The sequence below is a fragment of the Geodermatophilus sp. Leaf369 genome (assembly GCF_001424455.1).
Taxonomy (GTDB): Bacteria; Actinomycetota; Actinomycetes; order Mycobacteriales; family Geodermatophilaceae; genus Klenkia.
On sequence record NZ_LMQA01000003.1, the window covers coordinates 282440 to 295812 of the forward strand.

Annotated in this window: 10 protein-coding genes, 2 tRNA genes and 1 pseudogene; 6 read left to right on the forward strand and 7 right to left on the reverse strand. The window is 72.4% G+C overall.

All coding sequences use genetic code 11. The features are described from left to right. Positions 1 to 26 precede the first annotated feature (26 nt). Positions 27 to 809: an aldo/keto reductase gene (locus tag ASG36_RS15720; protein ID WP_055765889.1), complete on the reverse strand. Its 783-nt coding sequence runs from the start codon at positions 807 to 809 to the stop codon at positions 27 to 29. A 97-nt stretch (positions 810 to 906) separates the two neighbouring features. Between ASG36_RS15720 and ASG36_RS15725 the strand changes: the two genes are divergently transcribed. The 4 genes from ASG36_RS15725 (at position 907) to nhaA (ending at position 5485) form a co-directional block, all read left to right on the forward strand. Next, a complete protein-coding gene (locus ASG36_RS15725; RefSeq protein WP_055765893.1) occupies positions 907 to 2322 on the forward strand; it encodes a cystathionine beta-synthase in 1416 nt (471 codons plus the stop codon). After that, positions 2319 to 3470 carry a cystathionine gamma-synthase gene (locus ASG36_RS15730; RefSeq protein ID WP_055765896.1) on the forward strand — a complete coding sequence of 384 codons (1152 nt, stop codon included), beginning with the start codon at positions 2319 to 2321 and terminating at the stop codon, positions 3468 to 3470. Before ASG36_RS15725 ends, ASG36_RS15730 begins: the two co-directional genes overlap by 4 nt. Positions 3471 to 3565: 95 nt before the next feature. Further along, positions 3566 to 4060: a VOC family protein gene (locus ASG36_RS15735; RefSeq protein WP_055765900.1), complete on the forward strand. Its 495-nt coding sequence runs from the start codon at positions 3566 to 3568 to the stop codon at positions 4058 to 4060. 45 nt (positions 4061 to 4105) lie between these two features. Continuing rightward, positions 4106 to 5485 (forward strand): Na+/H+ antiporter NhaA, encoded by a 1380-nt coding sequence (gene nhaA / locus ASG36_RS15740; RefSeq protein ID WP_055765903.1) that lies wholly within the window; start codon positions 4106 to 4108, stop codon positions 5483 to 5485. A 27-nt stretch (positions 5486 to 5512) separates the two neighbouring features. Here nhaA and ASG36_RS22740 read toward each other — a convergent pair. Together ASG36_RS22740 and ASG36_RS22920 are read right to left on the reverse strand one after the other, a co-directional pair. After that, a pseudogene (locus ASG36_RS22740) lies at positions 5513 to 6004 on the reverse strand (DsbA family protein); the annotation flags it as partial. Beyond that, positions 6001 to 6132, reverse strand: coding sequence for a hypothetical protein (locus ASG36_RS22920; protein WP_255354644.1), 132 nt, complete (start codon positions 6130 to 6132; stop codon positions 6001 to 6003). The gene ASG36_RS22920 and the pseudogene ASG36_RS22740, both read right to left, overlap by 4 nt. A 104-nt stretch (positions 6133 to 6236) precedes the next feature. On the opposite strand from ASG36_RS22920, the gene ASG36_RS15750 reads away from it, so the two are divergent. After that, the gene (locus tag ASG36_RS15750) at positions 6237 to 7127 is read left to right on the forward strand and encodes an intradiol ring-cleavage dioxygenase (protein ID WP_055765907.1); all 891 of its coding nucleotides are present in this window, start codon (positions 6237 to 6239) and stop codon (positions 7125 to 7127) included. Between the two features lie 49 nt (positions 7128 to 7176). On the opposite strand, the gene ASG36_RS15755 is transcribed toward ASG36_RS15750, so the two are convergent. The 4 genes from ASG36_RS15755 to ASG36_RS15770 form a co-directional block, all read right to left on the reverse strand. Further along, positions 7177 to 7253, reverse strand: a tRNA-Met gene (locus ASG36_RS15755). Between the two features lie 151 nt (positions 7254 to 7404). Beyond that, positions 7405 to 7478 (reverse strand) — tRNA-Met (locus tag ASG36_RS15760). A 62-nt stretch (positions 7479 to 7540) separates the two neighbouring features. Beyond that, on the reverse strand, positions 7541 to 10519 hold the full coding sequence (locus ASG36_RS15765; RefSeq protein WP_235495133.1) for a UPF0182 family protein: 2979 nt from the start codon (positions 10517 to 10519) through the stop codon (positions 7541 to 7543). A 249-nt stretch (positions 10520 to 10768) separates the two neighbouring features. Next, entirely contained in the window at positions 10769 to 11803 is a 1035-nt protein-coding gene (locus ASG36_RS15770; RefSeq protein ID WP_055765912.1) for a PDZ domain-containing protein, read from the reverse strand. A gap of 131 nt (positions 11804 to 11934) precedes the next feature. On the opposite strand from ASG36_RS15770, the gene ASG36_RS15775 reads away from it, so the two are divergent. Continuing rightward, the gene (locus ASG36_RS15775; RefSeq protein WP_055766316.1) at positions 11935 to 13371 is read left to right on the forward strand and encodes a zinc-dependent metalloprotease; all 1437 of its coding nucleotides are present in this window, start codon (positions 11935 to 11937) and stop codon (positions 13369 to 13371) included. The last annotated feature ends 2 nt before the right edge of the window (positions 13372 to 13373 follow it).

Genomic DNA, 13373 nt, shown 5'->3' on the forward strand with positions numbered 1-13373 from the left:
CCCGATCCTGCGCCTGCCCGTCGGTGTCAGCCACGGGACAGCTCGTCCACGGCGTCCCGCTCGGCGTCGGTGAGGGCGAACCCGAGGACGTCGGCGTTGGCGCTGATCCGCGCCGGGGTGACCGACTTGGGGATGACGACGACGCCGTGGTCCAGGTGCCAGCGCAGCACCACCTGGGCGGAGCTCACCCCGTGCGCGTCGGCGATCCCGGTGAGCACCGGGTCGGCCAGGTCGGTGCTCTTGAACGGGCTGTAGCCCTCCAGCACCACCCCGCGCTGCCGGTGGCCCTCCAGCACGTCGGCGTCGAAGAACGAGGGCGCCCAGCGGACCTGGTTGACGGCCGGCATCACCCCGGTGGCCTCGGCCAGCTCGTCGAGCATCGCCAGGGTGAAGTTGCTGACCCCGATGTCGCGGGTCCGACCGGCGTCCCGGGCGGCGACGAACTCCCGCCACACGGCGACGTCGTCCCCGCCGGTGGACCAGTGCACGAGCCACAGGTCGAGGGCCTCGACGCCGAGGGCGGCCAACGAGGCGTCCAGGGTGGCCTGCGCGGCGTCGGCCCGGTCCGGCGGCAGCTTGGTGGTCAGGAAGACCTCGTCCCGGGCGACGCCGGACTCGGCCAGGGCGCGGCCGACCTCGGCCTCGTTGCGGTACATCGTGGCGGTGTCCAGGTGCCGGTAGCCGGCCTCCAGGGCGGCCCGGACGGCGTCGGTGCAGGCGCTCCCGGTGATCTGCCAGGTGCCGAAACCGAGCAGCGGCATCGCGCCACCCCCGGGGAGAGCGGCGGTGGGCTGGGTGTGATCGGTCATGCCCGGGCCCTGCCCTGCCAGGGGTGGCCCGACACGTGGGATCGTCGGCAGGGACCGGGGACCCCGGCCGCCCCACCCCCACGCTGGAGGACCTCCCGTGCAGTACGCCGAGTCCGTCGTCGACCTGATCGGGAACACCCCGCTCGTCCGACTGACCAAGGTCACCGACCACCTGGGCCCCGACGCCCCCCTCGTGCTGGCGAAGGTCGAGTACGTCAACCCCGGCGGCTCGGTCAAGGACCGCATCGCCGTCCGGATGATCGATGCGGCCGAGGCCTCGGGCGCCCTGCAGCCCGGCGGCACCATCGTGGAGCCGACCAGCGGGAACACCGGCGTGGGCCTGGCCATCGTGGCGCAGCAGCGCGGCTACAAGTGCATCTTCATCTGCCCGGACAAGGTCAGCTCGGACAAGATCAACACGTTGCGGGCCTACGGGGCGCAGGTCGTGGTCTGCCCGACCGCGGTCGACCCGTCCGACCCGCGGTCCTACTACTCGGTGTCCGACCGGCTGGCCCGGGAGACCCCCGGTGGCTGGAAGCCCGACCAGTACTCCAACCCGGCCAACCCGCAGAGCCACTACGAGACCACCGGCCCGGAGATCTGGGCGCAGACCGACGGCCGGGTCACCCACTTCGTCACCGGTGCGGGCACCGGCGGCACCATCTCCGGCGTCGGGCGCTACCTCAAGGAGGCCTCCGACGGGCGCGTGCAGGTCATCGGCGCCGACCCCGAGGGCTCGGTCTACTCCGGCGGCACCGGTCGGCCCTACCTGGTCGAGGGCGTGGGCGAGGACTTCTGGCCCACCACCTACGACCAGACCGTCGCCGACGAGATCGTCGCGGTCTCCGACGGGGACTCGTTCGCCATGACCCGTCGCCTGGCCCGCGAGGAGGGCCTGCTGGTCGGCGGCTCGTGCGGGATGGCCGTGGTCGCCGCGCTGCGGGTGGCCGAGAAGCTCACCGCGGACGACGTGCTGGTCGTGCTGCTGCCCGACGGCGGCCGCGGGTACCTCAAGAAGATCTTCGACGACGAGTGGATGGCCGACTACGGCTTCGTCGAGGCCGCGGACGGCGAGACCGTCGGCGAGTTGCTGCGCGCCAAGTCCGGCGACGGCGACGCACTGCCGGCCCTGGTGCACACCCACCCCACCGAGACCGTCCGCGAGGCGATCGACATCCTCCGCGAGTACGGCGTCTCGCAGATGCCGGTCGTCCGGGCCGAGCCGCCGGTGACCGCCGGCGAGGTGGTCGGGTCGGTCGAGGAGAAGGCGCTGCTGGACGCGCTGTTCTCCGGGTCGGCCGCGCTGTCGGACACCCTGGAGAAGCACATGAGCTCGCCGCTGCCGATCATCGGCTCCGGCGAGCCGGTGTCCGCCGCGGTCGCGGCCCTCGGTGGCGCCGACGCGCTGCTGGTGCACGAGGACGGGAAGCCCGCCGGTGTCGTCACCCGACAGGACGTGCTCGGCCATCTCGCCGGCATCCCCGCCGCGGTGCCTCCTACGGTGACGGCATGACCTCCGAGCCCACGCAGGGCTTCTCCACCCGGGCGATCCACGCTGGCCAGGAGCCCGACCCGACCACCGGCGCCGTCGTCGTCCCGCTGCACCTGACGAGCACCTACAAGCAGGACGGCGTCGGGGGGTTGCGCGAGGGCTACGAGTACAGCCGCAGCGCGAACCCGACCCGCACCGCGCTGCAGGAGGCGCTGGCCTCGCTGGAGCAGGGCGCGACCGGGCTGGCCTTCGCCTCCGGGCTGGCGGCCGAGGACGCACTGCTGCGCACGGTGCTCGACCCGGGCGACCACCTGGTGATCCCGATCGACGCCTACGGCGGCACCTTCCGGCTGATCAGCAAGGTGCTCGGCCGCTGGGGCGTCGACCACACCCCGGTCGACCTGGGCGACCTGGACGCCGTCCGCGCCGCCCTGCGCCCGAACACCAAGCTCATCTGGTGCGAGACGCCGACCAACCCGCTGCTCGGCATCGCCGACATCGCCGGGCTGGCCCAGCTCGCGCACGAGCACGGCGCGCTGCTCGCGGTGGACAACACCTTCGCCTCGCCCTACCTCCAGCAGCCGCTGACGCTGGGGGCCGACGTCGTGGTGCACTCCACGACGAAGTACCTCGGCGGGCACTCCGACGTCGTCGGCGGCGCGCTGGTCGCCGGTTCCGCCGAGCTCGGTGAGCGGCTGGCCTTCCACCAGAACGCGATGGGTGCCGTCGCCGGGCCCTTCGACGCCTGGCTGGTGCTGCGCGGGATCAAGACCCTCGGGGTGCGGATGGACCGGCACCAGGCCAACGCCGCCCGGGTGGTCGACTTCCTGACCGCGCACCCGGCCGTGTCCTCCGTGCTCTACCCCGGCCTGCCCGAGCACCGCGGCCACGAGATCGCCGCACGCCAGATGTCCGGCTTCGGCGGGATGCTGTCGTTCCGGCTGGCCGCCGGCGAGGAGGCCGCCCTGGCGGTCTGCGAGCGGGCGCAGGTGTTCACCCTGGCCGAGTCCCTGGGCGGCGTGGAGTCCCTGGTGGAGCACCCGCACCGGATGACGCACGCCTCGGTGGCCGGCAGCGCCCTGGAGGTCCCCGCCGACCTGGTGCGCCTCTCGGTGGGCATCGAGGACGCCGAGGACCTCATCGCCGACCTGGAGCAGATGCTCGCCTGATCCGCCCGCGGACTCCCGCCCTCCAGGCGTGCTGCGCCCCTGCAGGGCCACAGGACGCCTGGACGGCGCGGGTCTGCGGTGAGATGGTTGAACGCATGACCATCGACCTGGCCGCCATCGAGGCGACCCGCGCCCGGATCCGCGAGCAGCACCTGCGCCCGGCCGGCGAGCGACCGGCCTCCACCGCCCGCGGCCTGCACCACACCGCGCTGATCAGCAGCGACGTCGAGGCCACCGTCGCCTTCTACCAGGGCGTGCTGGGCTTCCCGCTGACCGAGCTGATCGACAACCGGGACTACCCGGGCAGCTCGCACTTCTTCTTCGACATCGGCAACTCGAACCTGCTGGCGTTCTTCGACTTCCCCGGCCTGGACGTCGGCCCCTACGCCGAGGTGCTCGGCGGGCTGCACCACGTGGCGATCAGCGTCGAGCCCACCCGCTGGGAGGCCCTGGTCGCGAAGCTGACCGAGGCCGGCGTCGAGCACGTCGTCCACTCGGGCGTCTCGGTCTACTTCCGCGACCCCGACGGTGCCCGCATCGAGCTCATCGCCGACCCACTGGGTGAGATGTACGGGGAACACGTGCTGTGATGACGGGGTTGCGCAGGCGCTGACACTCGACCGGGAGGCACCCGCATGACCCAGGCCCCCCGCCCCGGACCCGCACTGCGCGTCTCGGTCCCCACGCTGTCCCCGTCCTCCAGGCTCTACATGGGCACCGAGGCCGGCGGCTCGGCGCTGCTGCTCGTCGGCACCCTGCTGGCCCTGGCCTGGGCCAACTCGCCGTGGGCCGCCGGGTACGACACGTTCTGGTCCACCCCCGCCTCGCTGGGCATCGGGGACGTGGAGCTGTCGATGGACCTGCGGCACTGGGTCAACGACGGCGCCATGGCGCTGTTCTTCCTCGTGGTGGGGCTGGAGATCACCCGCGAGGTGGCCACCGGCGAGCTCCGCGACCGGCGCTCGGTCGCCGCACCCGCCCTAGGCGCACTGGGCGGCCTTGCCGTCCCCGCGCTGGTGTACCTGGCCTTCAACCCGAGCGGGGAGGCGGCCTCGGGCTGGGGCATCGTGATGAGCACCGACACCGCCTTCGTGCTCGGCGTGCTGGCGCTGTTCGGCCCACGCTGCCCCGACCGGCTGCGGCTGTTCCTGCTGACCCTGGCGATCGTCGACGACATCGGCGCGATCAGCGTGATGGCGCTCTTCTACTCCGACGAGATCGTGCTGCCCGCCCTGGGCGTGGCCGGCCTGCTGGTCGTCGCCCTGCTGGTGCTGCGGTGGCTGGGCGTGTGGAAGCTGACCCCCTACGTGCTGACCGGCATCGCGCTGTGGCTGGCCGTCCACGAGTCCGGGGTGCACGCCACGCTGGCCGGTGTCCTGGTGGGCCTGCTGCTGCCCGCCCGGCCGCCGTCCCGCAAGGAGATCGACCGGACGGCGGCGTTCGGCCGCGCCCTGCGCGAGGACCCCGACGCGTCCAAGGCCCGCAGCACCAAGCTCGCGGTCGCCTCCACGGTGCCCGCCAACGCCCGGCTGCAGGAGTCCCTGCACCGGTACACCGCCTACCTCGTCGTGCCGGTGTTCGGGCTGGCCAACGCCGGGGTGGTGCTGAACGCGGAGACGCTGCGGGCCGCGGCCACCTCCACGGTCACCCTGGGCATCGCGGTCGCACTGGTGCTGGGCAACGCCGTCGGCATCACCCTGGGCGCCTTCGTGGCGCTGAAGACCGGCTGGGGGGTGCTCCCGGGCGGGGTGCGCTGGTCGCACCTCATGGCCGGCGCCACGCTGGCCGGGATCGGGTTCACCATCTCGCTGTTCATCACCGACCTGGCCTTCGACGACGAGCTGCTGCGCGAGCAGGCCAAGATCGGGATCCTGCTGGGGTCACTGACCGCAGCGGTGATCGGCACCGTCCTCCTGCGCACCCTGGGCGAGCGGTTCCCGCTCTGCTCGCCGGCGTCCGACGAGCCACCGTCGCTTCCCCCGCGGCCCTGGATCGAGCCCGGCGTCCGGGTCTGAGCCCTGGCCGGCCGCGCCGATCGCCCGGCGCAGCGAGGCCAGGTCCGGGCGGCCGCTGAACAGTTGACCGTCCACGAAGAGGGTGGGCGTCCCCGGCACCTCCAGCTCCACCCCGGTCTCGAAGTCGGCCACCACCTTGTCGCCGAAGGGCTGTGCCGCCTCCCCGGTGACCCGCGACGGGTCCAGCCCCAGCTCGACGGCGTAGCCGGCGAGGTCGGCGTCGGCCAGCCGGTCCTGGTGGCCGAACAGGTGCTCGTGCATCTCCCAGTAGGCGCCCTGAGCACCCGCGGCCTCCGCGGCCAGGGCCGCGGTCAGCGCGTAGGGGTGCACGTCGGCCAGCGGCCAGTGCCGGAACACCAGCTTCACCCCGCCGTCGGAGCCGTCGACCAGCGCCTTGAGCACCGGGGCGGCGGCACCGCAGTACGGACACTCGTAGTCGCCGTACTCGAGCACGGTGACCGGGGCGTCCGGCGAGCCGTAGACGTGGTCCTCGGGCCGGACGTCGAAGGGCCCGCTCACGCCCGCTCCCCCGTCCCGACCTCGGCGCGGATGTGGCCGGCGGACCCCGACCGCCGGTCGCCCGAGGCGGTCCCGGACCGGCTGTCCGCCGGGTCGTCCCGCACGGTGGTGTCCTCCGGTGTCGTCATGGGCGCTGCAACGCCGGCGGCCGGCGGCGGCTTCCCGACGTTGACGGGCCCGGGCACGCGGGCTTGACTCCGGCCGACCCCGTCCGTCGTCGAGGAGAACCCCCATGCCCTCCCCCAGCACCACCCCCGACCGCGAGCTGTTCAGCGAGGAGCGCTCGTCCGAGGTGGTCGCGGCGTCCTTCGCCGGCACCACCGACCCGCGGCTGCAGACGGTGCTCACCTCGCTGGTCCGGCACCTGCACGACTTCGTGAAGGACGTCGAGCTCACCGAGGACGAGTGGGGCGCCGCGATCGGCTTCCTCACCGAGACCGGCCAGGCGTGCACCCCGACCCGGCAGGAGTTCATCCTGCTGTCCGACGTGCTGGGGCTGTCGATGCTGGTCGAGACGGTGAACCACCGCACCGGAGGGACGGCCACGGAGTCGACCGTGCTGGGCCCGTTCCACATGGTCGACTCCCCCGTGCGCGAGCTCGGCGACGACATCGCCCTCGACGGCAAGGGGGTGCCCTGTCTCGTCTCCGGTCAGGTGACCGGCCCGGACGGGGACCCGCTGGCCGGGGCGACCGTGGACGTCTGGCAGACCAACGAGGACGGCTTCTACGACGTCCAGCAGCCCGACGTGCAGCCGGCCGGGAACCTCCGGGGGCTGTTCACCACCGACGAGGAGGGCCGGTTCTGGTTCCGCTCCGTCGTCCCCCGCTACTACCCGATCCCCGACGACGGCCCGGTCGGCCGGCTGCTCGCCGCGACCGGTCGGCACCCCTACCGGCCGGCGCACCTGCACTTCATCGCCGCTGCGGCGGGGCACCGGACGGTGACCACGCACGTCTTCGTGGCCGACAGCCCCTACCTGGACTCCGACGCGGTGTTCGGGGTCAAGGAGTCGCTGGTGCGCGAGGTGCCCGAGGTCGACGACGCCGCCCGCGCAGACCAGGTGGGGCTGGTCAACCCGTTCCGCACGCTGACCTTCGACCTGTCCCTGCTGCGGGACTGACCGGGGAACACAGAAGGCCCGGACTCCGAGGAGTCCGGGCCTTCCGTGGTGGTAGCGGGGACAGGATTTGAACCTGTGACCTCTGGGTTATGAGCCCAGCGAGCTACCGAGCTGCTCCACCCCGCGTCGCAAGGAGAACGTTACCCCGCGTCCACCGGCGACGTCCAACCCGCCCGGCGTGACGGTCCCCACCCCGACGAGGAGCGCCCTCCTCTTCAGGAGCGGGGAACGCAGCAGGCCCCGGACCTGGGGTCCGGGGCCTGCTGTCCTGCGTCTGTAGCGGGGGCAGGATTTGAACCTGCGACCTCTGGGTTATGAGCCCAGCGAGCTACCGAGCTGCTCCACCCCGCGTCGGTGGACCAACCTTAACAGGGACGGGGTGGGGGTCTCGACCGACCCCCACCCCGGCTTCGTCAGCCGGTCGGACTCGCCGCCGCTGCGGACTGGGCCGCCTCGAACGCGGCTGCCGCGGCCTGCAGGTCGGCCTGCGCCTGACCCACCGCGGCGAAGTCACCGGACTGCTGGGCAGCGGCCAGCGACGCCAGCGCGGCCTGGATCGCCGCGACCGCCGAGTCCACGTCCCCGCCACCGGTGGCCGGGGGCGCCGAGGTGGTCGGTGCCGCCGCCCCGCTGGGTGCCGTCGTCGTCGGTGCCGTGGTCTCCCCGGCGTCCGGCTGGGTGGCGGCGTCCTCGTTGTCCGAGGCCACCGTCCCCGCGCCGGCCCCGAAGACCTGGTCCAGCGCCTCGGACAGGGTGTCGCCGTAGCCGATCCGGTCGCCGTAGTTGACCAGCACCTTCTGCAGCAGCGGGAAGGCGTTCTCCCCCGAGCCCTCGACGTAGAGCGGCTCGATGTAGAGCAGCCCCGCATCACCGATCGGCAGGGTCAGCAGGTTGCCGAACACCGCGTTGGACGTGTCGCTGTTGAACAGCGTCAGGTCCGGTCTGACCTGGTTGTTGGTCAGGAAGGAGTTCTGCACCTGCTCCGGCCCACGGAACGGGGTGTTGCCGGGCAATCGGAGCACCTGGATCTCGCCGTAGGTGGCCGGGTCGGACGAGGCCGACACGAACGCCGACAGGTTGTCCCGCTGGAAGGCGTTGAGCGCGCTGGTCAGCTGGAACGTCGCACCGTCGTCACCCGGGCGCTGGGCCAGGATGTAGTACGGCGGCTGGAGACCATCGGCCGCACCCTGGTTGGTCGGGTCGGTGGAGACCTGCCACCGGTCGTTCTGGTTGTAGAAGTCCGTCGGGTCGGTCACGTGGTACCGGGTGAGCACGTCCCGCTGGAGCTTGAACAGGTCCTCCGGGTACCGGACGTGGCTGATGAGCTCGTCGCTCATGTTCTCCCGCGGCTGGATGACCCCGGGGAACGCCTTCATGTACGTGGCCAGCAACGGGTCGGACTCGTCCCAGGCGTACAGGGTCACCGTGCCGTCGTAGGCGTCCACGGTGGCCTTGACCGAGTTCCGGATGTAGTTGAACTGGTCGTCGGGCAGCGCGGTCGTCCCGGTGCCGGTCAACGCGTCGGCCGCGGCCGTGCCCAGCTCCATCTGCTCGGCGTACGGGAAGGCGTCCGAGGTCGTGTAGCCGTCGAGGATCCACTGCACCTTGCCGTCGACCACCGCGGGGTACGGGTCGCCGTCCACGGTGAGGAACGGCGCCGCCTTCTCCACCCGGTCCAGCGGGTCACGGACGTAGAGCACCCGCGACTCGTCGTTCACCGCACCGGAGAGGATGAAGTTCCGCTCCCGGTAGTAGATGGCGAAGGTCAGCTGCCGGAAGAAGCTGCCGATCTCGACACCGCCGGTGCCGTCGTACGTGCGGTTGATCTGGCCCTCGTCCGACCCGCCCTCGGGCTGGTCGAACTCACGCGGGGTCTGACCCTCGGGGGCGCCGACCACGGAGTAGACGTCGGTGCCGCCGTCGTTGAGCAGCTCGCCGTAGTAGATGCGCGGCTGGTCGACCTGGATGTCACCGGTGGTCGGCAGGTCGCCGGCACCGGAGAAGTTCGGCTCGCCGCCCTCCTGACCGGCGACGACCTGGTTGGCCGGCGCGGCCACGAAGCCGTTGCCGTGGGTGTAGACGGTGTGCCGGTTGATCCAGGTGCTCTGGTTGTCCGTCAGCCCCGAGGTGTTGAGCTCGCGGACGGCGACCACGTAGTCCTGGGTGACCCCGTCGATCGTGTAGCGGTCGATGTCCAGCCGCTCCGGGAACCCGTAGACGTTGCGGATCTGCTGGCGCGCGGTGAACGTCTCGCTGAGCACGTTGGGGTCCAGCAGCCGGGCGTTGGGGATCGTCGTCTGGTCGTCCCGCAGGGCCGCGAGCGCGGCCTCGGGGTCGACGTCGGAGCCGTCGGTGTCGGTGGCGTAGTCCACGTACTCGACGTCGGAGAGCCCGTAGGCCTCCAGCGTGGAGGGGATGGCCCGCTGGATGAAGTCCGACTCCCGCTGGTCGGCCGAGGGCCGGACGACGAACTGCTGCACGATCGCCGGGTAGGCCACGCCGATGACCAGCGAGGACAGCAGGAGCAGCACGAGCGCGGCGGCCGGCAGCGCGAAGTTGCGGACGACGATGTTGGCGAAGAACGCGATCGCGCAGATGACCGCGACGAAGACCAGGATCGTCTTCGCCGGCAGCAGCGCGTTCACGTCGGTGTAGCTGGCACCGGTGAACACGTCACCGCGGGTGGAGTAGACGAGGCCGTAGCGGTCCAGCCAGTAGGCCACCGCCTTGAGGGCCACGAACACCCCGAGCAGCACCGAGAGCTGCACCCGGGCGGCCGAGGAGAGCTTCTGGCCGGGGGTCTGCAACCGGAGCCCGCCGAACACGTAGTGGGTGACCAGCGAGCCGATCAGCGCCAGCACCACGATGGCGAAGCCGAAGCCCAGCGCCAGCCGGTAGAAGGGGTAGTCGAAGACGAAGAAGGAGTTGTCCAGCCCGAACTGGGGGTCGACCGTCCCGAAGGGCGTCGAGTTCCGGAAGGTCAGCCAGGTCTCCCAGCTGCCCTGCGCGGTGAACCCGGCGAACAGGCCCAGGACCACGGCCAGGCCGATGAGCACCTGCTTGCGGCGGGGCTCGACCGACTGGCGGTAGCGCTCGAGGTTCTGCTGCTCCAGGCTCATCGGCCGGAACGTCGGGCGGAACCGGTAGGCCAGGTAGACCGCCAGCGCGACCAGCCCGCCGGTGGCGATGCCGACGACGGCGAACAGGAGCAGACGGGTCTGGATCTCGGTCCAGAACACCTCGGTGAAGCCGGTCTCGTCGAACCAGAGGTAGTCGACGTAGACGTTGGTGAGCGAGCCGATCACGGTGAAGAGCACCAGCAGGACGGCGATGACGCCGATGACCAGCTTGGCGCGCCGGGACAGGGTCGGCACCGGCACGGGGGGCCGCATGGCCACGGGCAGGCTCCTTCAGTTGCTGAGAACACACATCGCTGCTGTGACGTGCTGGGTCGTGCCGTTCGGGGTGTTCACGGCCCTGGGGTCACAGGTCCTCGACCGGTCCCCGACAGCCCCCCGACAGCCGGGCGGCCGAGGGTGACCGACGGTGGGGTCGTCTGCTCAACTGCCGCCGACGTCCGCTGGTTCCCTGGTCGTGGCGTCAAGGACACCACGTCGGGACGGCGTGCCGGTGGGAGGGCGTCAGCCGCCGGCGGTGCAGGGCTGCGGGGTGCCGCCGTCGCGGAAGACCTCGAGCGCGGTGAGCGCGTCGTCCAGGGTGGCCACCCGGGCCATGGTCAGCCCGGGCTGCGGCGAGGCGAGGGCCTCGGCGCAGTTGTCCGCCGGGACCAGGAAGAGCTCGGCGTCGATGTCCCGGGCGGCGACCAGCTTCAGCGGGATGCCGCCGATCGGACCGACCGCGCCGGTCTCGTCGATCGTGCCGGTGCCGGCGATGACGGCGCCGTCGGTGAGGTCGGTGTCCCCCACCAGGTCGATGATCCCCAGCGTCAGCATCAGCCCGGCCGAGGGACCACCGACGTCGTCCACCCGGATCGAGACGTCGAAGGGCGCCGACGGGGTCTGCAGCACCGAGACGCCCAGCAGGGCGCCGTCGCGGTCCTCCGAGGAGGTCGAGGTGACCGTGGTGGTGCCCGCCTCGCCCAGCCGGGTGTACGCGACCTCGACGTCGTCCCCGGCCGGGACGGCGGTCAGCGCGGCGTCGAGGGCCTCGGTGGTGGGGGTCGCGGTGCCGTCGATGCTCTCGATCGCGTCACCGGGCTCGAGCAGGCCGGCCGACGGGGAGTCCTCCGGCACGGTCTGGACGACGACCTTCTCCGGGTACCCCAGCTCGGACAGCGCGGCGGCGTTGGCCGACTGCTCGGAGGTGAGGAAGGCCTGCCGGTTCTGCTCCTGGGTCTCCTCGACCGTCTGCTCGGGCGGGTAGACGGTGTCCCGGGGGACGACGCTGACCTCGCTGTCGAACCAGCCCTGCACCGCACCGACCAGGGTGAGCGGCCGCTGCGGCACCCCGACCGTGGTCAGGTTGAGGTTGCCGGTGGTGTCGTTGCGCTCGCGGCCGTCGATGCTGATGATCGGGTTGCCGTCGACGTCACCCAGGGTGTTGTAGGTGGGTCCGGGCACCTGGGCCACGTAGGGCACGGGCAGGAACGTGCCGACCAGGCCGAAGGCCAGCAGCAGCACGACACCGGCGACGAGGACGGTCACACGACGGCTCACGGGCGTCGACAGTAGGTGACCGACGCGGCGCGGGCCTGCAGCTGAGCGGGCGCGGGGCGGGGGCTGGGTGTCCGCCCAGAGCGGACGGCAGGAGCGGGTAGCGGCCCCCCGGCGCGGTTACCGTGGGTGCCATGAGCGACGTGCCCTTCGGATTCGGCCTGCCCGACCGCGACCCGGAGCGCCGTGGCGACTCCGGCCAGGGGGGTCAGCCGAACGACCCGTTCGGGCTGGGCGCCCTCTTCGGCGGGGCCGGTGGCGGCTCGCCGGAGGACCTGCTGGGCAAGATGCCGCTGTTCGCCGAGCTGCAGAAGCTGATGAGCTGGTCCGGCGGACCGGTCAACTGGGACCTGGCCCGTCAGGGTGCGATCAGCCAGCTCGCGGCCGGCCACCAGCCGACGTCCGCCGCCGAGCAGAGCGAGGTAACCGAGGCGCTGCGCCTGGCCGACCTGTGGCTGGACCAGGCCACGGAGATGCCCTCGGGGATCGAGCGGACCGTGGCGTGGTCGCGGGTCGACTGGCTCGAGCAGACCCTGCCCGCCTGGGGTGCGCTCATCGACCCCCTGGCCGAGCGCGTGGTCGCCGCGATGACCGCCGCGCTGCCGGCCGAGGCGCAGGCGATGGCCGGTCCGCTGGCCGGGATGATGGGCCAGATGGGCGGCATGATGTTCGGCGCCCAGGTCGGCCAGGCCCTCGGCAAGCTCGCCGACGAGGTCGTCACGAGCACCGACGTCGGTCTGCCGCTCGCCCCGGCCGGCACCGCCGCCCTGGTGCCGCAGAACGTCGACGCGTTCCGCGCCGGCCTGGACCGCCCCGAGGAGGAGGTCCGCCTCTTCCTGGCCCTGCGCGAGGCGGCCCACCAGCGGCTCTTCGCGCACGTGCCGTGGCTGCGCCAGCAGCTGGCCGACGCCGTGCACGCCTACGCCCGGGGCATCCACGTCGACGCCGACGCGATCCAGCGGGGGCTGGAGGACGCGATGGGCGGCATGGAGGGCGGCTTCGACCCGCAGGACCCGGAGAAGCTGCAGCAACTGCTGGGCAGCGGCGTCCTGGAGCCGGCCGAGACCCCCGAGCAGCAGATGGCGCTGCGCCGGCTGGAGACGCTGCTGGCCCTGGTCGAGGGCTGGGTCGACGTCGTCGTCGCCGAGGCCGCCGGCAAGCGGCTGCCCGGGCACGGGGCGCTGGCCGAGACCATGCGCCGCCGCCGCGCCTCCGGCGGACCGGCCGAGCAGACCTTCGCCACCCTGGTCGGGCTGCAGCTGCGCCCGCGCCGGCTGCGCGACGCCGCCACGGTGTGGGGCGCGATGACCGCCCAGCACGGCAGCGACGCCCGTGACCGGCTCTGGTCGCACCCGGACCTGCTGCCCACCGCCGACGACCTCGACGAGCCGCTGGACTTCGTGGGCAAGCAGGGCACCGGCTCCGGTGACCAGCGCGACGCCGACGGTCAGGACGAGTTCGACCGGCTCACCGCCGGGCTGGACCTGCAGGACCCCTCCACCGCCGAGGACGACGGCGACAGCGACGGCGACGGCGACGGCGCTGCCGACGGGAAGCCCGCCACCAGCTGACC

Coding starts and splice junctions, on each gene's coding strand:
- ASG36_RS15720 (WP_055765889.1), bottom strand. CDS start 809: ATGACCGATCACACCCAGCCCACCGCCGCTCTCCCCGGGGGTGGCGCG.
- ASG36_RS15730 (WP_055765896.1), top strand. CDS start 2,319: ATGACCTCCGAGCCCACGCAGGGCTTCTCCACCCGGGCGATCCACGCT.
- ASG36_RS15735 (WP_055765900.1), top strand. CDS start 3,566: ATGACCATCGACCTGGCCGCCATCGAGGCGACCCGCGCCCGGATCCGC.
- nhaA (WP_055765903.1), top strand. CDS start 4,106: ATGACCCAGGCCCCCCGCCCCGGACCCGCACTGCGCGTCTCGGTCCCC.
- ASG36_RS22920 (WP_255354644.1), bottom strand. CDS start 6,132: ATGACGACACCGGAGGACACCACCGTGCGGGACGACCCGGCGGACAGC.
- ASG36_RS15750 (WP_055765907.1), top strand. CDS start 6,237: ATGCCCTCCCCCAGCACCACCCCCGACCGCGAGCTGTTCAGCGAGGAG.
- ASG36_RS15765 (WP_235495133.1), bottom strand. CDS start 10,519: ATGCGGCCCCCCGTGCCGGTGCCGACCCTGTCCCGGCGCGCCAAGCTG.
- ASG36_RS15775 (WP_055766316.1), top strand. CDS start 11,935: ATGAGCGACGTGCCCTTCGGATTCGGCCTGCCCGACCGCGACCCGGAG.